We start from the raw sequence: 19,227 nt of genomic DNA, 5'->3' as shown, positions 1-19,227 counted from the left end.
GAGGAACGTTCGCCACTCCCATGACAGAGCTCGTAACTGGGAAAGCCTTCCCCAATGTGGTCGTCACCGGCATCGCCGCGACGACCGCCTTGGCACCCGATGTGGAAAACACCTGGAAGTTGTTGCTGGACAGCCAGAGTGGGATCCGCACCCTCACCGACCCGTTCGTTGAGGAGTACAACCTGCCGGTTCGCATCGGCGGGCATCTCGTGGAGGAGTTCGACAGCCAGCTCACGCGTATCGAGCTGCGCCGCACCGGCTACCTGCAGAGAATGTCCACCATTTTGGGCCGCCGGGTATGGGAGAACGCCGGTTCGCCGGAAGTCGACACCAACCGGTTGGCGGTGTCGATCGGCACCGGCCTCGGCTCGTCCGAGGAACTGGTCTTCAGTTACGACGGCATGCGCGAGCGCGGCATGAAAGCGGTCTCCCCGCTGGGCGTGCAGAAGTACATGCCCAACGGTGCCGCCGCGGCGGTCGGTCTGGAACGGCATGCCAAGGCCGGTGTGATGACGCCGATTTCGGCGTGCGCGTCCGGTTGCGAAGGCATCGCCCGGGCCTGGCAGCAGATCGTGCTCGGTGAGGCCGACATCGCGATCTGCGGCGGCGTCGAGACCCAGATCGAGGCGGTGCCGATCGCGGCGTTCGCCGCGATGCGCGTCGTGATGTCGACCACCAACGACAACCCCGCCGGTGCTTGCCGCCCGTTCGACAAGGACCGCAACGGTTTCGTGTTCGGTGAGGCCGGTGCGCTGATGGTCATCGAGACCGAAGAGCACGCGAAGGCCCGCGGCGCCAACATTCTGGCCCGGATCATGGGGGCCAGCGTGACGTCGGACGGGTTCCACATGGTGGCACCGGATCCCAACGGGGAGCGTGCCGGGCATGCGATGACGCGGGCGATCCAGCTCGCGGGCATCACCCCTGCCGAAATCGACCACGTCAACGCCCACGCCACCGGCACCCAGGTCGGCGACCTTGCCGAAGGTAAGGCCATCAACCGGGCCTTGGGCAGCAACCACCCCGCGGTCTACGCACCCAAGGGGGCGCTCGGCCACTCGGTCGGCGCGGTCGGTGCGTTGGAATCGATCTTGACGGTCCTCGCGTTGCGGGAGCAGGTCATCCCGCCGACACTGAATTTGGTAAACCTCGATCCAGAAATCGATTTGGACGTGGTGGCGGGTAAGCCGCGGCCGGGTAACTACCGGTTCGCGATTAACAACTCGTTCGGATTCGGCGGTCACAACGTGGCGATCACCTTTGGACGGTATTAGAACCCAGCGGTATTGAACCCCGAGCTCACCGGAAACAGGAGATCTGCGATGACACTCATGGCCCCCGAGGCGGTCGGCGAGTCGCTCGACCCCCGAGACCCGTTGCTGCGTCTGAGCAACTTCTTCGACGACGGCACCGTCGCACTGCTGCACGAGCGTGACCGCTCGGGCGTGCTGTCCGCGGCCGGCACCGTGAATGGTGTACGCACCATCGCGTTCTGCACGGACGGAACCGTGATGGGCGGCGCGATGGGCATCGAGGGATGCCAGCACATCGTCAACGCCTACGACACCGCCATCGAAGAGCAGAGCCCGATCGTCGGCATCTGGCACTCGGGCGGCGCCCGGCTGGCCGAGGGCGTCAAGGCATTGCACGCTGTTGGAACGGTTTTCGAGGCGATGATCCGCGCGTCGGGTTATATCCCGCAGATCTCGGTGGTCGTCGGCTTCGCCGCCGGCGGTGCCGCCTACGGGCCGGCGCTGACCGACGTGATCATCATGGCGCCGGAGGGCCGGGTCTTCGTCACCGGTCCCGACGTGGTGCGCAGTGTCACCGGCGAGGACGTGGACATGGCCTCGCTCGGCGGCCCGGAGACCCACCACAAGAAGTCGGGTGTCTGCCACATTGTCGCCGACGACGAGCTCGACGCCTACGCGCGCGGCCGTCGGCTGGTCGGATTGTTCTGCCAGCAAGGACTTTTCGACCGCACCAAGGCCGAGGCCGGTGACACCGACATCAAGGCGCTGCTGCCCGAGTCGTCTCGGCGGGCCTATGACGTGCACCCGATCGTCACCGCGATCCTCGACCAGGACACGCCGTTCGAAGAGTTCCAGGAGAAGTGGGCTCCGTCGATGGTGGTCGGGCTGGGCCGGTTGTCGGGCCGCACCGTCGGCGTGCTGGCCAACAACCCGCTGCGCCTGGGTGGCTGCCTGAACTCCGAAAGCGCCGAGAAGGCAGCACGTTTCGTGCGGCTGTGTGACGCGTTCGGTATTCCGCTGGTTGTGATCGTCGACGTGCCCGGCTACCTGCCCGGCGTCGACCAGGAGTGGGGCGGCGTGGTGCGCCGCGGTGCGAAGCTGCTGCACGCGTTCGGCGAGTGCACCGTCCCCCGCGTCACGCTGGTGACCCGAAAGATCTACGGCGGGGCCTACATTGCGATGAACTCCCGCTCGCTGAACGCGACCAAGGTGTTCGCGTGGCCCGAGGCAGAAGTGGCCGTGATGGGCGCCAAGGCCGCGGTCGGCATCCTGCACAAGCGCAAGCTGGCCGCCGCACCGGACGACGAGCGCGAAGCGCTGCACGACGAGTTGGCCGCCGAACACGAGCGGATCGCCGGCGGCGTGGACAGCGCCATCGAGATCGGTGTGGTCGACGAGAAGATCGACCCGGCGCACACCCGCAGCAAGCTCTGCGAGGCACTGGCGGAGGCACCCGCACGTCGCGGTCGCCACAAGAACATCCCGCTGTAATCCTCGCGCGAACCTGCGGTTAGGCTCGCGAGCCGCTCGCCAATTCGCGAGCCTCCTCTTCGGTCTCGACCGCGGGACCGGACCCGGGCAATGGCTTGCCGGCGACCTCCGGCGTGAACAACAGCGTCACCACGCCGACCAGGCCCGCGACCATCAGCATGTAGGCCGGCACCATGTCGTTGCCGGTGCTCGACACCAGCGCTTGGGCAATCAACGGGGTGATGCCACCGACTGTGGAGATCGACAGGTTGTAGGAAATGGCCAACGCCCCGTAACGCACCCTGGTGGGAAACAGCGCCGGCAGCGCCGAGGGTGTCGTGCTGTCGAAGCAGAGTTCCATCAGCCCGATCAGCAGCACCCCGAGGAAGATCACCGGATAGGCGCCGCCATGGCGCATCAGCAGAAACGCCGGGATTGACGCCACGATGAGCAGGATGCAACCCGTCCGCATGATCGGCTTTACGCCGATCCGGTCGGACAACTTCGCGACGAACACGATCGAGGCCATCAGGATGGCCAGCGTCACCACGATCAGCACCAGCGCCGGGTTTTCCCCAAGGTGCACAACCGTTTTCAGGTAGGTCGGCAGATACCCAGTGACCATGAAATCGGCGACCTGGGAGGTCAGCACCAGGGCCGCGCAGATCAGCATCGGCCGCCACTGCTCCACGACGGTGCGCCGGAACTGGTGGCGGTCCCCATCGTCGGAATGCTGACTCAGCTGCGTGAAGGCCGGTGACTCCTCGAGGCGCAGCCGCATGTAGAGCGCGATCAAACCCAGGGGCGCGGCCAATAGCAACGGCACCCGCCAGCCCCAGGCCAACCAGTCGTGCCGCGGCAGCCACGCCTGCAGCCCAGTCACCAAGAACCCGGCGACCACGAAGCCGATCAGATTGCCCAACGGCAGGAACCCGACCAGCATGCCGCGCTTGCGATCCGGTGACTGCTCCACGAGATAGGTCATCGCGCCGACGAATTCGCCGCCGGTCGACAAACCCTGAAAGACTCGGGCGACCACGAGCAGGATGGGCGCCCAGATGCCGATTGCGCTGTAACCGGGCAGCAGGCCGCTCATCGTCGTACCGGCCGTCATCATCAGGATCGTGATCACCAGCACCCGCTTGCGACCGATGCGGTCACCGAGCGGCCCGAAGATCATGCCACCGATGGGTCGCACCACAAACGCCGCCGCCAGGGTGCCGAAGGTGGCAATCAGATGGACGGCGCTCACGCTGTTGCCGGGATAAAACACCTGCGCGATGGTGGTGGCGATGTAGCCGTAGACCCCGAAGTCGTACCACTCCATGACATTGCCGATCGCGGTGCCGGTAATGGCCCGCGACATCACGCTCGGATCGGTGACCGTGATCTCGTCGCGTGCCCACTTGCGCTGGGCGCCATCGGTGTCCATCGACACCCTTGTTACCCCAACTTGGTCGAGTCGAACCCGAGACCCGGTTAGCCCACCCCGGCGAGGAACTCTTCGGCGACGCTGACCACCCGTTCGCGGTCGCGGGGCACCAGGCCGATTCGGGTCCGGCGGTCGAGGATGTCGTCGATGTCGAGCGCGCCCTCGTGCGTGACGGCGTATTCGAATTCCGCCCGGGTCACGTCGATGCCCTCGGCGACCGGCTCGGTCGGGCGCCCGCAGGTGGCAACCGCGACGACGTTGGGCGACTCGGCACCGTAACGGGCCACCAGTGACGCGGGCAGCCCGGCCGTCGGACCCGTGACCGGCCCGGGGTTGCCCGGCGCCCCAATCAGCGGCAGATTGCGGGTCCGGCAGCGCGCGGCCCGCAGCCCACGCAGGCTGACGGCCTGGTTGAGCACGTCCTCCGCCATGAAGCGGTATTCGGTCAGCTTGCCGCCGATCACGCTGATCATCCCGGACGGTGACTCGACCACGGCGTGCTCGCGTGACACGTCGGCGGTGCGGCCCTCCCCGGTGTCGATCAGCGGCCGCAGGCCGGCGTAGGAGCCGATCACATCGGTGGCCCCCAGCGCTATTCCCAGCGCGGTGTTGACGGTGTCCAACAGGAACGCAACTTCGTCCGAAGACGGCTCCGGCACATCGGGAATCGGGCCGGGCGCGGCTTCGTCGGTGAGCCCGAGATAGACCCGGCCCAGTTGTTCGGGCATCGCGAACACGAAACGGTTGAGCTCGCCGGGAATCGGAATCGTCAGTGCCGCAGTCGGATTGCCGAAGGAACTGGCATCGAAGACCAGGTGGGTCCCGCGGCTGGGCCGCAGCCGCAACGAGCGGTCGATCTCGCCCGCCCATACCCCGGCGGCGTTGATCACCGCGCCCGCGGACACGTCGAAAGACTGACCCGTGCGCTGATCGGTCAGCCGCACCGCGCCGCCGGTGGCCTCGGATGCCGCGACGTAGGTGAGGATCCGGGCGCCGTGCTGCGCGGCGGTGCGTGCGACCGCGGTGACCAGGCGAGCGTCGTCGATCAATTGCCCGTCGTAGGCCAGCAGGCCGCCGTCGAGGCCGTCGCGGCGCACCGTGGGCGCCATCTCCACCACCCGTTGAGCGGGCACCCGGCGCGAGCGGGGCAGCGTCGACGACGGGGTTCCCGCCAGCATCCGCAGGGCGTCACCGGCGAGGAATCCCGCGCGCACCATCGCGCGCTTGGGGTGACTCATCGACGGCAGCAGCGGAACCAGTTGCGGCATCGCGTGCACGAGGTGAGGGGCGTTGTGCGTCATCAGGATTCCGCGCTCGATGGCGCTGCGCCGGGCGATTCCCACGTTGCCGGTCGCCAGGTAGCGCAGACCGCCGTGGACCAGTTTGGAACTCCAGCGGCTGGTGCCGAACGCCAGGTCGTGCTTCTCCACCAGCGCCACGCGCAGCCCGCGCGACGCGGCGTCCAGCGCGATCCCGGCCCCGGTGATGCCGCCGCCGATCACCAGCACGTCCAGCGGTGCGCCGTCGGCCAGCGCGTTCAGGTCGGCGGTGCGGCGGGCGGCGTTCAGGGCGGTCATCGGGACAGGTATCCGTTCAGCGAGTGGGCGAGTTCGGTGGCCAGCGCATCGGCATCGAGGATCGGGCGCACGATCCGCTCGGACTGAATCGTCGACTGCGCGGTCAGCAACACCATGGTGGCCATCCGCAGCGGATCGCCCGCGCGCACGCTGCCGTGGCGCTGGGCCACCCGCAACCGGTCGGCGAGCGCGCCGATCAGCATCTGCTGGCTTTCGCCGAGGCGTTCGGTGATGTAGATCGGCGCCAGGTGCGAGTGCATCACCGACATGATCAGCTCGTCGCGGCGCAGCAGATTGGCCACCGAAACAATTTGGCGCACAAGCGATTCGCGGTCTTCGCCCAGCAACGGCGCGGCCTGCATCACATCGGTGATCCGTTGGGTCAGCAGCGCCGCCACGATCGACGGCGTGTCCGGCCAGCGGCGGTACACGGTCGGCCGGCTCACGCCCGCGCGGCGGGCGATCTCGGCGAGGGTCACCCGGTCTACCCCGAAATCGACCACACAGCTGGCGGCCGCCTCGAGGATCCGCTCGCCCACATCCAAACCTGCGTTACTGATTGACAGCATATGTAATACTGTAACGCATGACGCATCCCGAGCAACTCCTTCCGCCGATGAAATGGAACGCGTGGGGAGATCCCGCTAGCGCCAAACCGCTCTCCGACGGCATCCGGTCGCTGCTGAAACAGGCCGTTGGCCTGCAGGATTCGCAGGAGACCGAACTCACCCCCGACCAGGTACAGCTGCGTCCGTCGTCGCTGCCGCAGGCGGATCGGGATGCGCTCGCCGGGATCGTCGGCGCCGAGTATTGCCGCGTCGACGACCGCGAGCGGTTGCTACACGCCGGCGGCAAGTCCACCCTCGACCTGCTGCGCCGCAAGGACACCGGCGTCCAAGATGCGCCCGACGCGATCCTGCTGCCCGGCGATGACGATGCCGTCCGCAAGATCCTGCGTTACTGCTCCGAGCACGGCATCGCCGTGGTCCCGTTCGGCGGCGGCACCAGCGTGGTCGGCGGCCTCGACCCCATCCGCGGCGATTTCGGCGCGGTCGTGGCGCTCGACCTGCGCCGCTTCGACCAACTCATCTCGCTCGACGAGGTGTCCGGGCAGGCCGTGCTGGGGGCGGGCCTCACGGGTCCGGACGCCGAACGGTTGCTCGGCGAGCACGGCTTCTCGCTCGGGCATTTCCCGCAGAGCTTCCAATACGCCACCATCGGCGGCTTCGCCGCGACCCGCTCCTCCGGTCAGGGTTCGGCGGGCTACGGCCGGTTCAACGACATGGTGCGCGGGCTGCGGATGATCACCCCGGCGGGAACGCTGGATCTGGGTCGCGGACCCGAATCGGCCGCCGGCCCCGATCTGCGTCAGCTGCTGATCGGGTCGGAGGGCACCTTCGGCGTGATCACCCAGGTGCGGCTGCGGGTGCACCGGGCCCCGGAGGCCGTCAGCTACGAAGCCTGGTCGTTCCCCGATTTCGCGACCGGGGCGGCGGCGCTGCGCGCGGTCACCCAGAATGCGTCCGGCCCCACCGTCATTCGGCTTTCCGACGAGGCCGAGACCGGAGTCAACCTGGCCACCACCGAGGCGATCGGCGAAAACCAGATCACCGGCGGCTGCCTGGGCATCACCGTCTTCGAGGGCACCAAGGAACACGTCGAGAGCCGGCACGCCGAGACCAGCGCACTGCTGGCGGCCCAGGGCGGCACGTCGTTGGGTGACGGTCCCGCCCAGGCCTGGGAGCGCGGCCGCTTCGGTGCGCCGTATCTGCGCGACTCGCTGCTCGCCGCGGGCGCGCTCTGCGAGACGCTGGAGACCGCCACCGACTGGTCCAACCTCGCGGCCCTCAAGGCCGCCGTCACCGAAGCACTGACCACCGCGTTGGCCGAAACCGGGACACCGGCGCTGGTGATGTGCCACATTTCGCACGTGTACCCCACCGGCGCATCGTTGTATTTCACCGTCGTCGCCGGGCAGCGGGGCAATCCGATCGAGCAGTGGCAGGCCGCCAAGAAGGCCGCGGCGGACGCGATCATCGCCACCGGCGGCACCATCACCCACCACCACGCGGTCGGTGCCGATCACCGGCCCTGGATGCGCGATGAGGTCGGCGACCTGGGTGTGCAGGTGTTGCGCGCGGTCAAGACGACACTGGATCCGGCGGGAATCCTCAATCCCGGCAAGCTAATTCCGTGAACCAGCTGCGCCAGCGCGAGATCAGCAAGGTGACCGCGCTGACCAATCCGCTGTCCGGGCACGGCACCGCCGTGCAGGCGGCGCAGGCCGCGATCGCGCGGCTGCACGCGCGCGGGGTCGAGGTCGTCGAGATCATCGGCGACGACGCCGAAGACGCCCGCCATCTCGCCGCCGCGGCCATCGAACGCGGCACCGACGCGCTGGTGGCCACCGGCGGCGACGGCGTCATCTCCAACGCGCTACAAGTGTTGGCGGGCACCGACATTCCGCTGGGCATCATCCCCGCGGGCACCGGCAACGATCACGCTCGTGAATTCGGTATTCCCACAAAGGATCCCGAGGCCGCCGCGGACATCGTCGCCGACGGCTGGACCCAGACCATCGACCTGGGCCGCATCCGGGACACCAAAGGTGTCGACAAGTGGTTCGGCACCGTGGCGGCCACCGGATTCGATTCCCTGGTGACCGATCGCGCCAACCGGATGAGCTGGCCGCACGGGCGGCTGCGCTACTACGTCGCGATGCTCGCCGAACTCACGCAACTGCGGATGCTGCCGTTCCGCTTGGTGCTCGACGGCACCAAGGAGATCGACGCCGATATCACGCTGGCTGCCTTCGGAAATACCCGAAGCTACGGCGGCGGGCTGCTGATCTGTCCGAACGCCGACTACACCGACGGCCTGCTCGACATCACGATGGCGCACACCGCATCCCGGACAAAGTTTGTCCGACTCTTCCCCACCGTGATGAAGGGCACGCACGTCCAACTCGACGAGGTCAGCACGGCGCGCGCCAAAACGATCCACGTCGAATGCCCCGGCATCAACGTCTACGCCGACGGCGACTTCGCTTGTCCGCTGCCCGCCGAGCTCTCCGCAGTACCTGGCGCGCTGCAGATTCTGCGCCCGGCCGTGTAACAACTCGCGCGACAAACGCGACATCAGGGCAGACGTGCGCCGTGGGAGCGCTGCCCTGGGAGGAACGATGTCGGGACACCGCACAACCACGCTTGTCGCCGTGGCGGCCATCGCGCTGGGCGGCACGCTCGCGGCGGCGCCCGCGACGTCCGCGGCTGACCCGCTGTGGAACGGGCAGTACATCCTGACGCTGTCCGCCAACGCGAAGAACGGCACCAGCATCGCGGCCAGACAACCCGAATACGCCCACCGGGCCAGCGTCTCGATCAGCTCGAAATGCGCGGCCGGTGTCTGCACGGCCACGGTGAACGACCCACCGCCACCCAAAAACGACTCCATGCCGAAGACGATCGAATTCACTTGGAACGGTTCCCAGTGGGTGCGTGAGATGACCTGGCAATGGGACTGCCTATTGCCCGACGGGACAACCGAATCCGACCCCGCGAAATCCATCACGGCCTACACCCCCGGGCCGAACGGAGTGCTGACCGGCGTCTTTCACACCGACATCAAGAGCGGTGCGTGTCAGGGCAACGTCGACATGCCGGTGTCCGCCGCCCCGGCGAACCCGCCAACCGTGCCGCCAGTCGTTTAGCTAGCCGGTGCCCCGGTTGAGCCAGGTCATTTCGCCGGCGTCGCCGCCGTCGCGGTAGGACTCGAGCGCGTCGTCCCACGCGGTTCCCAGCACGGAGTCCAGCTCGGCGGCCAGCGTGTCGGCGCCTTGCGCCATCATCGACCGCAGCCGCATCTCGCCGACCACGATGTCGCCGTTGGCACTCATCGCCCCGGTCCACAAGCCCAGTTGCGGGGTGTGGCTGAACCGGTGGCCGTCGATTCCGGGGCTCGGGTCCTCGGTGACCTCGAACCGCAGCACCGTCCAGGACCGCAGCGCGTTGGCCAACCGGGCACCGGTACCCACCGGACCGACCCAGTTGGTGACCGCACGCAGCTGTCCGGGCATCGCCGGCTGCGGTGTCCAGACCAAATTGGCTTTCGACTGCAAGGTCGACGACAGCGCCCACTCAACATGCGGGCATACCGCCGCGGGCGAGGCATGGACGTACACCACACCAGCCGTCACGTCGGCGAATTGATTCGACGCACGCATATTTGTTGCTCCTTCGGTTCCACGAGGGACGTCTTCCCCAACGACCTGGTGAACCCGACGAGCGGCATGCTCGCATCAAATTTTGTGTCTTGCGTGTCTATTGTGCCCTGTGATGCCTGTGTTGCGCTAGTGTGCATTTTCCTTAAAAACACTCACCAAGCACTCGGTCCGAAATTTCCGGCCACAAGCCGAGCGCCCAGTCGCCGAAATCGCGGTCCGTCAGGGCCACCAGCACCAGCTCCGCGTCGGGATCTGCCCAGATGAAACCGCCTGCTTGGCCGAAATGGCCGTACGTTCGCGCCGAGTTGCGCGCCCCCGTCCAATGCGGCGATTTGGCATCCCGGATCTCGAATCCCAGGCCCCAATCGTTGGGCCGCTGCACGCCGTAGCCGGGCAGCACGCCGTCCAGGCCGGGAAACTGCACGCTCGTCGCCTCGGCGTGCAGCTCGGCCGAGACGGTCGACGGGCGCAACAGGTCACCGGCGAACGCCGCCAGGTCGGCAACCGTCGAGGTCGCGCCATACCCGGCCTCCGACGCGCCGCCGTCCAGCCGGGTGGCGCCCATGTTCAACGGCTCGCACACCGCCTCGGCCAGGTAGCGGCTGAAGTCGATGCCCGACTCGCGCTCCACCGTCTCGGCCAGCACGGCGAAGCCGTAGTTGGAATACATCCGCCGGGTGCCCGGCTTGGCCAGCACCCGACCGTCCAGCATCGCCAATCCGGAGGCGTGCGCCAGCAGATGCCGGACCGTCGAGCCGGGCGGACCGGCCGGGGTGTCCAGCTCGACGACGCCCTCTTCGATCGCGACCTGCGCGGCCCGCGCCACCAGCGGCTTGGTGACCGACGCCAGCGCGAACACCCGCTCGGTGTCGCCGTGGGTGGCCAACACGCCGGCCGGCCCGATCACCGCGGCGGCGGCGGCCGAAACCGGCCAGTCATCGAGAGCATCGAGAGCGGCCATCAGGTCGGGCGAGTCACTTCGTCGCGATGTAGTAATTGTTGATCGGGTCGGATTCGACCTCGAGCACCCGGACGTCGTCGAAACCGGCGTCGACGAGCATCGAGGTGGCCAGCTGCGTGCCCCAGGCCGTGCCGAGTCCGGCGCCGCCCAGCGCCAGCGACACCGTCATGCAGTGCATCAGCGAGACGGTGTACAGGTAGGTGCTCATCGGGACGTCGACGTTCTCCTCGAGCCGGCTGGATGCCTTGATGTCGGCCATCAAGAAGACACCGCCGGGTCGCAGGGCGCGTTGGATGTTCTCCAGCACTCGCGCCGGCTGCGCCTGATCGTGGATCGCGTCGAACACGGTGATGACGTCGTAGGCGTCCGTCTTGTTCAGCTCGGTCAGATTGTGGCTCTCGAAGGTCGCATTGGTCAGGCCGAGGCGAGCCGCCTCCGCGATGCCGGTCGCGATGGCCTCATCGGAGAAGTCGATTCCGGTGAAGCGGCTCGCCGGAAACGCCTGTGCCATCACGTTGATCGCGTGACCGCTGCCGCACCCGAAATCGGCCACGTCGGCGCCCGAGCGCAGCCGTTCCGGCAGGCCGTCGACCAACGGCAGCACGACGTCGACCAGTGCCGCGTCGAACACCGCCGCGCTCTGCTCGGCCATCAGCGCGTGGAAGCGCGGGAATTCGCTATAGGGCAGCCCGCCGCCCTCGCGGAAGCAGCCGATGATTTTCTGCTCGACCTCGCCGAGCTGCGGCAGGAACATCGTCACCACGGCCAGGTTGTCGGGCCCGGCCGCGCGGGTCAGCACCGCCGCGCGGTGGGCGGGCAGCGAGTAGGTTCCGGCGCCGGCGTCGTAGTCGACGACGTGTCCGGTCGTCATGCCGCCCAACCATTCCCGGACGTAGCGCTCGTTGAGGCCCGCGGCGTCGGCGATCTGCGCGCTGGTGGCCGGCCCGAGTCCGGCCATCGTGTCCAGCAGCCCGGTCTGGTGCCCAATGCTCAGCAGTATTGCGAGGCTCGCGCCGTCGATTGACGAGACGATCCTGCCGGTGAATTCTTCGGTGGTCTCCAAAGCCGTCACGTCCACGGACGCTACACCCAGCTTTATGGGTGGACGCCCGGCCGCGCAGTGTATGGCCTCCGACAGTAGGTTGGAGCCCATGAGTCAGACAGTGCGCGGAGTGATTTCACGCAAGAAGGGCCAGCCCGTCGAATTGGTCGACATCGTCGTCCCGGACCCCGGCCCCGGAGAGGTCCTGGTCGATGTCATCGCCTGTGGGGTGTGCCATACCGACCTGACTTATCGGGAGGGCGGCATCAACGACGAGTACCCGTTCCTGCTCGGCCACGAGGCCGCGGGCACGGTCGAAGCCGTCGGGCCCGGCGTGACCTCGGTGGCGCCCGGCGACTTCGTGATCCTGAACTGGCGCGCGGTCTGCGGCCAATGCCGGGCGTGTAAACGCGGCAAGCCCCACCTGTGCTTCGACACGTTCAACGCCGAGCAGAAGATGACGCTGACCGACGGCACCGAGCTGACGCCCGCGCTGGGCATCGGGGCGTTCGCCGACAAGACGCTGGTGGCGGCCGGTCAATGCACCAAGGTCAATCCCGAGGCCGATCCCGCGGTCGCCGGACTGCTGGGCTGCGGGGTGATGGCCGGGATCGGCGCCGCGATCAACACCGGCGCCGTCAACCGCGACGACACCGTGGCGGTAATCGGCTGCGGCGGTGTGGGCGACGCGGCGGTCGCCGGCGCCGCGCTGGTCGGCGCGAAGAAGATCATCGCGGTCGACACCGACAACACGAAGCTGGACTGGGCCCGCAAGTTCGGTGCCACCCACACCGTCAATGCCCGCGAGTTCGACGTCGTCGAAACCATCCAGGACCTCACCGACGGCTTCGGCGTCGACGTCATCATCGACGCGGTGGGGCGGCCGGAAACGTGGAAGCAGGCCTTCTACGGCCGCGACCTCGCCGGAACCGTGGTGCTGGTGGGTGTCCCGACGCCGGATATGAAGCTGGAGATGCCGTTGGTCGACTTCTTCTCCCGCGGCGGCTCGCTGAAGTCGTCGTGGTACGGCGACTGCCTGCCCGAGCGGGACTTCCCCACCCTGATCGATCTGTACCTGCAGGGCCGGCTTCCGCTGGAAAAGTTCGTTTCGGAGCGCATCGGGTTGACCGACATCGAGGAGGCGTTCGAGAAGATGCACGGAGGTAAGGTGCTGCGCTCGGTGGTGGTGTTGTAGTGGCCGCCATCGAGCACCTCGTCACGCACGGAACCTTCGAACTCGACGGCGGCAGTTGGGAAGTCGACAACAACATCTGGATCGTCGGCAACGACTCCGAGGTCGTGGTCTTCGACGCCGCGCACTTCGCGCAACCGATCCTGGACGCCGTCCGCGGCCGCAAGGTCGTTGCGGTGGTGTGTACCCACGGCCACAACGATCACGTGACGGTGGCTCCCGAGCTGGGCGCGACGCTGGAGGCGCCGGTGCTGCTGCATCCCGGCGACGAGGTGCTGTGGCGAATGACCCACCCGGACAAGGATTTTCGCGGGTACGCCGACGGCGACACGCTGAGCGTCGCCGACACGAAGCTGCAGGCGCTACACACCCCGGGTCACTCGCCCGGATCGGTGTGCTGGTACGCCCCCGAACTCGGAGTGGTGTTCAGCGGCGACACCCTGTTCTCCGGCGGCCCGGGCGCGACGGGCCGTTCGTACTCCGACTTCCCGACGATCCTGAAGTCAATCAAGGAGCGCTTGGGTGCGTTGCCCGGCGAGACCGTCGTGCACACCGGCCACGGCGACAGCACCACGATCGGCGACGAGATCGTCCATTACGAGGAGTGGGTCGCCCGGGGGCACTAATCACAGGCGCCCCACCCGCATTGGCGGGGCACGTTGTGCCCGCCTCACAGCGACAAATCGTCTGGTCGCCACCGGCCGTCAGGTCTGGTCGCGTCCGGCCGTCCTTCCCCATCACCCCAGTTGTCGCTCAGAGGCGGGCAAAAAGCCACATCCGTCAGTGCCCTTCGAGGATCCGCCGCTTCTCGGTCTGAAACTCCTCCTCGGTTAACGCTCCGGAATCCCGTAGCGCCGCCAGCGTTTTGAGTCTCTCGACGCGGACGCCATCGTCACTGGGTTCGTAGGCCGCGGTCGGCGGCGGCTGAGGCGTGACGGTCGGCTGCTCATACGAAAAGATCGGCGAGGTCCCCTGCACGACGGCCGCCGCCGCCTTGCGTCGAGTGCCGCGCAACCACCGCCCGGCCAGAATCGAAGCAATCAGACCCACCACGAATGTGCCGACGAACAGCCAGATCAGGAATCCATAGGAGCTCGAGTGGCCGAAGGCCAACCTCGGCTGGATGAATCCGTTGACCTGGCCGTCGGTCGTGATGTTGTAGGTGCCGTCCGCGGGAATCTGCGCCACCCACACCCGCACGTGTGCGTCATTGTTGACTGTTGTTGTGCTGCCGATGTTTTCGGTCATCGACGGTTGTGCCACACCGTCGGGCGGACTGATCGTGACGCCAAGCGGCGGCACCGGCAAGCCGCCGTTGGGGCTGCCGATCACAACGGTGTGCAGGCTGACGGTTACTTCACCTTGGGGCAGATGCAAACTGGCCGACCCCGGGATCGGAACCTCGCCGTAGGCGTTGTAATCGTCCAGGAAAAACACGTTGAGCACGATGGCGACGACGATGCCCACCAGCGACATGATGGTCACGACGACGGCTGAGGCAAATGTGATCCTGGCGGGCAGTTTGCTCCACATTCCCGGAGTGTGTCATTGGTAGTGACCCAAGGCCAGCGAAAGAGCACACTGATACCCATGTCCAACGATCTCGTCGCCACCGTGCCGGACCTGTCGGGGAAGCTGGTCGTCATCACCGGAGCCAACAGCGGTCTGGGCTTCGGGTTGGCCAGGCGGCTCTCCGCGGCCGGCGCCGATGTGGTCATGGCGATCCGCAATCGGGAAAAGGGTGAGGCCGCGATCGAAGAGATCCGCCACAGCGTGCCCGACGCGAAGCTGACCATCAAATCCCTCGACCTGTCGTCGCTGGCCTCGGTCACCGCGCTGGGCGAACAACTCAACGCCGAGGGCCGCCCGATCGACATTCTGATCAACAACGCCGGGGTGATGACGCCGCCGGAACGCGACACCACCGCCGACGGCTTCGAATTGCAGTTCGGCAGTAACCATCTCGGGCACTTCGCGCTGACCGGACATGTGCTGCCGCTGCTGCGCGCCGCGCAGCGATCCCGCGTCGTCTCGCTGAGCAGCCTCGCGGCCAGCCAAAGCGGCAAGATCCACTTCGACGACCTGCAGTTCGAGAAGTCCTACGCGGCGATGTCGGCCTACGGGCAGTCGAAGATCGCGGTGCTGATGTTCGCCCGCGAGCTGGACAAGCGCAGCCGGGCCGGCGGCTGGGGCATCGTCTCCACCGCCGCCCATCCCGGACTGACCAAGACCAACCTGCAAATCAGCGGACCTTCGTACGGCCGCGAAAAGCCCGCACTGATGGAGCGGTTGTACAAGGCGTCGTGGCGTTTCACGCCGTTCCTGTGGCAGGAGATCGACGAGGGGATCCTGCCCGCCCTGTACGCGGCGGCCACGCCGCAGGCCGAGGGCGGCGAATTCTACGGACCGCGCGGATTCATGGAGCTGGCCGGCGGCGGCGTGAAAGTAGCCAACACTCCCGCGCGTGCCCGCAACGACGACGACTGCCGGCGACTCTGGGAGATTTCTGAGCAACTCACCGGCGTCAGCTATCCGGCAACCAACTAACAACCGGCACAAAGCTTTTCCCGTCCCACTCCTCCCTGTGACCGCTGGTCAGGCAAAAAAGATTGCGGTAATGAGAGTTTCGACACAGCAGCAACGGGTAACCGAAACCGAGTTGCGTCGAAATGCAACTCAAAGGGGGACACGCATGAGCGTGCAGGACGACAGAACAGCAGGCCAAGAAGGCGAACAGCCGCTAACGGAAAAGCCGGAACCAGGCGACGAGCAAAAAGAAAAAGCCGCCGACATGATGGTGGCCTACGAGGACCGGCCCACGCTGGTGCTGCCGGGTTCGGGCGGAGCAATCTCCGGTACGGCGGTCAACGATTGGCTGGACGAGGACGGCAATCCCAAGTACGCCGACGGGGCGGACAGCGGAGTCGACCAAGAACAAGTCGAAAAAGACAAGGCCTTGAACGTCGAACTCAAGAAGCTCGCGGCCGAGGAAAACAAGGGCGAAAAACGCCCCAGCTCCAAGTAACTACCCACCAAATCCGGGAATTGGCAAGCCGATTCCGGGAATGCGCGGGATGGGTGGAATCGCCGGTATCGGCGGGACCCGCGGTGCGGGTGCCGGAATCTGAGGCACCGGCGGCGGAGCCGGAGCCTCGACGGGTGGCGGGGGCGCCGCCGGGACCGGCGTATCCACCGCCGCGGGCGGGGGTGGATCTACCGCCGCGGGAGCGGGAGCGTCGGCCGTTGGCGGCGGCGCGGCCGGCTCGGCAGGAGTCGCGGCCTGACCCGTGATCGGCGCCTGAGTCGGCGGCGCGGGTTGCGGAGCAGCGCCGTTGGCGGGCGGAGCGGAAGCCGGGGTCGTGTTCACCCCGGGACTCGGCGTCGTCGCCGGTTTGTCGTCGGAGAGGCCTATCGCCAAGGCGATGCCGACCAGCAGCACCGCCACGGCCGTCCCGATGACGACCATCCCCGGCACCCGAGACCACGGAACGGCCGAATTCTTTTTCTCCCGACTGCGACGCGGCTGCGCGGGCTGATCGAAGCTCAACGCCGGACGCGCCGACGTATAGCCTGACCCGCCACCATGATTCGCGACCGGCCCAGCGGCGACGGGCAACACGCGCGAATCGTCGCCGGCTTCCGACCACGCCAGCGCGGGCATCATGCTCGACATCGGCTCCGACGCATGGGTCAGCACGGGCTTTCGCTCTTCGACCGCCACCGGTGCTGCTGCTGCCGCCACGGCCGCGGCGGTCGCTCGCGATGCGGCCGGGGTCAGCAGCGTCGCGCTGGTCTCCCCCGGTCCACGCGTCGCACGCAACGCCCCGCCGATCGCAGGGGCCAGGTGCGGACGCGGCGTCGTCACGACCGGAACCCTCAGGTGTCCGGACAGCATCGTGGTGACCGCCGGGATGTTCGCGCCTCCGCCGACCGAAACCACCGCGACCAGATCGCGAATCCCGTTGCGCGCCAGCGTCTCATCCAGGACCGCGACGAAGTTGGTCAGCGACGTGCGGATCGCGTCGTCGAGTTCGTTTCTGGTGAGCCGGATTTCGCCCGGTATCCCCGGCAATCCCTCGGCCAGCGTGGCAACCGTGCTCGACGAGAGCTGCTCCTTGGCGTTTCGGCATCCGGTCCGCAGCCGGCTCAGCGGTCCGATCGCCGAGGTGCCGGACGGATCGAAGGAATCGGCGCTGGGCAGGTTGGCCAGGACGGCCGTCAACAGCGCCTGATCGATCAGGTCGCCGGAGAAATCCAGATGCCGCACGGTCGGGGCCAGGGGCTGATAGTCACCGGCGGCGTCCATCAGCGTGATGCTGCTGCCGCTGCCGCCGAAGTCGCACACCGCGACGGTCCCGCGCGCCGGGATGCCCGGGTTGGCCCGCGCGGCGAACAGCGTCGCGGCGGCATCCGGGATCAACGTCAGCGGCCGGTCGCGGTTGGCCCATTCGGGCACCCGGCTCAGCGCGGAACCCAGCGCGTCGACCGCGGTCGGTCCCCAGTGCGCCGGGTGGGTCACCGCGACGTTGTCGGGCAGGCCGGCCCCGTTGGTGGCGGCGTAGGCCAGGGCACGCAACCCATCGGCGGCCAGGACCTCGCTGCGGTGCACCGAGCCGTCGGCCGCCACGATGCCGATCGGGTCGCCGACACGATCCACGAAGTCGGTGATCACCAGGCCCGGCTGGTCCAGCCGGGGGTTCTCGGCCGGCACCCCGATCTCGGGCAGACGCTCGCGAAAGAGCGTCATGACGGGCTTACGAGTGATGCCGTGGTCGGCGGTGACCGCGGCGAAGTTGGTGGCACCTATCGAGAGACCCAGCGCGGGCGTAGCTCCGTCTGACATGGCCCCAATCCCCGTTATCCAGCGGAATGCCCCCGCATCCGCCTATCCCCGATTTTGTCGGTTATACCTATAGCCAATCTCTGCGCTGGCTATGCGTGAGCTGTATAACGAATCGGCCACAGTATATGCGCTGGTCACCGTATATTGCCGGCTCCAGCGATCAGCGGAAGATCCAGCGGGGTCACCCAGCCCGGCCGCAGATCGTTGACCGCCGGCACCGCGTTCAGCGCCCGCAGCCCGGTGGCCAGGCACCCGGCCGCCGCCGCGTCCCGGCCGGAGCCGTCGGTGAACCGGAACGCGGTCTCCTGGAAGATGCTCGGGGTCCCCTCGATGTCCACCCGGTAGACGTCGTTGTCGTGACCCGTCGGCCAGTCGGGGGCGGCGTCGAGCCCGATGCGGTTGACGTGCTCGAGCTGGATGCGGGTCTCACCCTTATAGACGCCGTTGATGGTGAACCGCACGGCGGCGACGTGCCCGGGCTTGATGACGCCCCGCGCGGAGTTGCGCTCGGTCGGGGTCACCCACTTGTCCCAGGTGGTGGTCATCTCGTCGAGCATGATCCCGGCGGCGTGCGCGATCATCGGGACGGTCGCCCCCCAGGCGAAGATCAGCATGTCGCGGTCCTCGAGCATGGGCTTGAATTCGGGCTCGCGGCCGATGCCCATCTCGAACTCGTAGTCGCCTTCGTAGTTGGTGTAGTCGAGCAGCTCGGACGCCCGGACCTTGCGCACCTCCGAGGTCAGGCCCATCAGCGTCATCGGGAACATGTCGTTGGCGAATCCGGGGTCGATGCCGGTGGTGAAGCAGGACGACTGACCCAGCTCGCACGCCTCGGTGATCGGCTCGATCCAGTTCGGCGGGTTCAGGTGCATCGTCGGCCACACCCACGGCGTCATCGCCGTCGAACACACGTCGATGCCGGCCCGCAGGAAGGCGGTGATCAGCTTGATGTTCTCTTTGGCGTGCATCGCCGTCGGGCCGTAGTGCACCAGCGCGTCGGGCTTCAACGCGATCAGCGCGTCGATGTCGTCGGTGGCGAGCACGCCGACCTTCTCGGGCATCCCGCAGATATCGCCGACGTCGCGGCCGACCTTGTCCGGATTGCTGACGCCGACGCCCACCAACTCAAACAGCGGGTGCTTGACGATCTCCGGGATCACCATCCTGCCCACGAAGCCGGTACCAAACACCACCACACGCTTTGAGCCGCTTATCGACATAACCAACCTTCCGTT

At 67.4% G+C, this 19,227-nt stretch carries 18 protein-coding genes; 9 read left to right on the top strand and 9 right to left on the bottom strand.

Going from position 1 to position 19,227, the window contains the following annotated elements; genetic code table 11:
• Positions 1 to 20: 20 nt before the first annotated feature.
• Positions 21 to 1,274 carry a 3-oxoacyl-ACP synthase KasB gene (gene kasB / locus LMQ14_RS10495; RefSeq protein ID WP_267734674.1) on the top strand — a complete coding sequence of 418 codons (1,254 nt, stop codon included), beginning with the start codon at positions 21 to 23 and terminating at the stop codon, positions 1,272 to 1,274.
• Positions 1,275 to 1,322: 48 nt separating this feature from the next.
• Entirely contained in the window at positions 1,323 to 2,744 is a 1,422-nt protein-coding gene (locus LMQ14_RS10490) for an acyl-CoA carboxylase subunit beta (RefSeq protein WP_267734673.1), read from the top strand.
• A gap of 19 nt (positions 2,745 to 2,763) precedes the next feature.
• Here the strand turns inward: LMQ14_RS10490 and LMQ14_RS10485 are convergent, their stop codons facing one another.
• The 3 genes from LMQ14_RS10485 to LMQ14_RS10475 all read right to left on the bottom strand — a co-directional run bounded on the left by LMQ14_RS10485 (position 2,764) and on the right by LMQ14_RS10475 (position 6,301).
• Entirely contained in the window at positions 2,764 to 4,089 is a 1,326-nt protein-coding gene (locus LMQ14_RS10485) for an MFS transporter (RefSeq protein WP_267735442.1), read from the bottom strand.
• Between the two features lie 113 nt (positions 4,090 to 4,202).
• The gene (locus LMQ14_RS10480; RefSeq protein ID WP_267734672.1) at positions 4,203 to 5,732 is read right to left on the bottom strand and encodes a glycerol-3-phosphate dehydrogenase/oxidase; all 1,530 of its coding nucleotides are present in this window, start codon (positions 5,730 to 5,732) and stop codon (positions 4,203 to 4,205) included.
• Complete coding sequence (locus LMQ14_RS10475; protein WP_267734671.1) at positions 5,729 to 6,301, bottom strand: TetR/AcrR family transcriptional regulator; 573 nt, start codon at positions 6,299 to 6,301, stop codon at positions 5,729 to 5,731. Before LMQ14_RS10475 ends, LMQ14_RS10480 begins: the two co-directional genes overlap by 4 nt.
• Before the next feature lie 47 nt (positions 6,302 to 6,348).
• Between LMQ14_RS10475 and LMQ14_RS10470 the strand changes: the two genes are divergently transcribed.
• The 3 genes from LMQ14_RS10470 to LMQ14_RS10460 all read left to right on the top strand — a co-directional run bounded on the left by LMQ14_RS10470 (position 6,349) and on the right by LMQ14_RS10460 (position 9,441).
• Positions 6,349 to 7,929 (top strand): FAD-binding oxidoreductase, encoded by a 1,581-nt coding sequence (locus LMQ14_RS10470; protein WP_267735441.1) that lies wholly within the window; start codon positions 6,349 to 6,351, stop codon positions 7,927 to 7,929.
• Positions 7,926 to 8,846, top strand: a complete 921-nt coding sequence (locus LMQ14_RS10465; protein WP_267734670.1) for a diacylglycerol kinase — start codon at positions 7,926 to 7,928, stop codon at positions 8,844 to 8,846. Before LMQ14_RS10470 ends, LMQ14_RS10465 begins: the two co-directional genes overlap by 4 nt.
• Before the next feature lie 67 nt (positions 8,847 to 8,913).
• Positions 8,914 to 9,441: a hypothetical protein gene (locus tag LMQ14_RS10460; protein WP_267734669.1), complete on the top strand. Its 528-nt coding sequence runs from the start codon at positions 8,914 to 8,916 to the stop codon at positions 9,439 to 9,441.
• Here the strand turns inward: LMQ14_RS10460 and LMQ14_RS10455 are convergent, their stop codons facing one another.
• From LMQ14_RS10455 to LMQ14_RS10445, 3 genes are all read right to left on the bottom strand, one after another.
• Positions 9,442 to 9,954: a DUF3145 domain-containing protein gene (locus LMQ14_RS10455; protein ID WP_267734668.1), complete on the bottom strand. Its 513-nt coding sequence runs from the start codon at positions 9,952 to 9,954 to the stop codon at positions 9,442 to 9,444.
• Between the two features lie 142 nt (positions 9,955 to 10,096).
• A complete protein-coding gene (locus LMQ14_RS10450; protein WP_267734667.1) occupies positions 10,097 to 10,915 on the bottom strand; it encodes a serine hydrolase domain-containing protein in 819 nt (272 codons plus the stop codon).
• Positions 10,916 to 10,928: 13 nt separating this feature from the next.
• A complete protein-coding gene (locus LMQ14_RS10445) occupies positions 10,929 to 11,987 on the bottom strand; it encodes a class I SAM-dependent methyltransferase (protein WP_267734666.1) in 1,059 nt (352 codons plus the stop codon).
• Between the two features lie 79 nt (positions 11,988 to 12,066).
• Between LMQ14_RS10445 and LMQ14_RS10440 the strand changes: the two genes are divergently transcribed.
• Together LMQ14_RS10440 and LMQ14_RS10435 are read left to right on the top strand one after the other, a co-directional pair.
• On the top strand, positions 12,067 to 13,152 hold the full coding sequence (locus LMQ14_RS10440; RefSeq protein WP_267734665.1) for an S-(hydroxymethyl)mycothiol dehydrogenase: 1,086 nt from the start codon (positions 12,067 to 12,069) through the stop codon (positions 13,150 to 13,152).
• Positions 13,152 to 13,775 (top strand): MBL fold metallo-hydrolase, encoded by a 624-nt coding sequence (locus LMQ14_RS10435; protein WP_267734664.1) that lies wholly within the window; start codon positions 13,152 to 13,154, stop codon positions 13,773 to 13,775. The genes LMQ14_RS10440 and LMQ14_RS10435 overlap by 1 nt, the downstream gene beginning before the upstream one ends.
• A 154-nt stretch (positions 13,776 to 13,929) precedes the next feature.
• On the opposite strand, the gene LMQ14_RS10430 is transcribed toward LMQ14_RS10435, so the two are convergent.
• On the bottom strand, positions 13,930 to 14,682 hold the full coding sequence (locus LMQ14_RS10430; RefSeq protein ID WP_267734663.1) for an SHOCT domain-containing protein: 753 nt from the start codon (positions 14,680 to 14,682) through the stop codon (positions 13,930 to 13,932).
• Positions 14,683 to 14,739: 57 nt separating this feature from the next.
• Here LMQ14_RS10430 and LMQ14_RS10425 point away from each other — a divergent pair, with 57 nt between their 5' ends.
• On the top strand, positions 14,740 to 15,696 hold the full coding sequence (locus LMQ14_RS10425; RefSeq protein WP_267734662.1) for an SDR family oxidoreductase: 957 nt from the start codon (positions 14,740 to 14,742) through the stop codon (positions 15,694 to 15,696).
• 145 nt (positions 15,697 to 15,841) lie between these two features.
• The gene (locus LMQ14_RS10420) at positions 15,842 to 16,174 is read left to right on the top strand and encodes a hypothetical protein (RefSeq protein ID WP_267734661.1); all 333 of its coding nucleotides are present in this window, start codon (positions 15,842 to 15,844) and stop codon (positions 16,172 to 16,174) included.
• Here the strand turns inward: LMQ14_RS10420 and LMQ14_RS10415 are convergent, their stop codons facing one another.
• Together LMQ14_RS10415 and LMQ14_RS10410 are read right to left on the bottom strand one after the other, a co-directional pair.
• Positions 16,175 to 17,992 carry an Hsp70 family protein gene (locus LMQ14_RS10415; protein WP_267734660.1) on the bottom strand — a complete coding sequence of 606 codons (1,818 nt, stop codon included), beginning with the start codon at positions 17,990 to 17,992 and terminating at the stop codon, positions 16,175 to 16,177. It abuts the gene before it with no gap.
• A gap of 134 nt (positions 17,993 to 18,126) precedes the next feature.
• Complete coding sequence (locus tag LMQ14_RS10410) at positions 18,127 to 19,212, bottom strand: dihydrodipicolinate reductase (RefSeq protein WP_267734659.1); 1,086 nt, start codon at positions 19,210 to 19,212, stop codon at positions 18,127 to 18,129.
• Positions 19,213 to 19,227: the final 15 nt, after the last annotated feature.

Source organism: Mycobacterium sp. Aquia_213 (assembly GCF_026625985.1).
Taxonomy (GTDB): domain Bacteria; phylum Actinomycetota; class Actinomycetes; order Mycobacteriales; family Mycobacteriaceae; genus Mycobacterium.
This window is presented reverse-complemented; position numbering and strand designations above follow the sequence as displayed.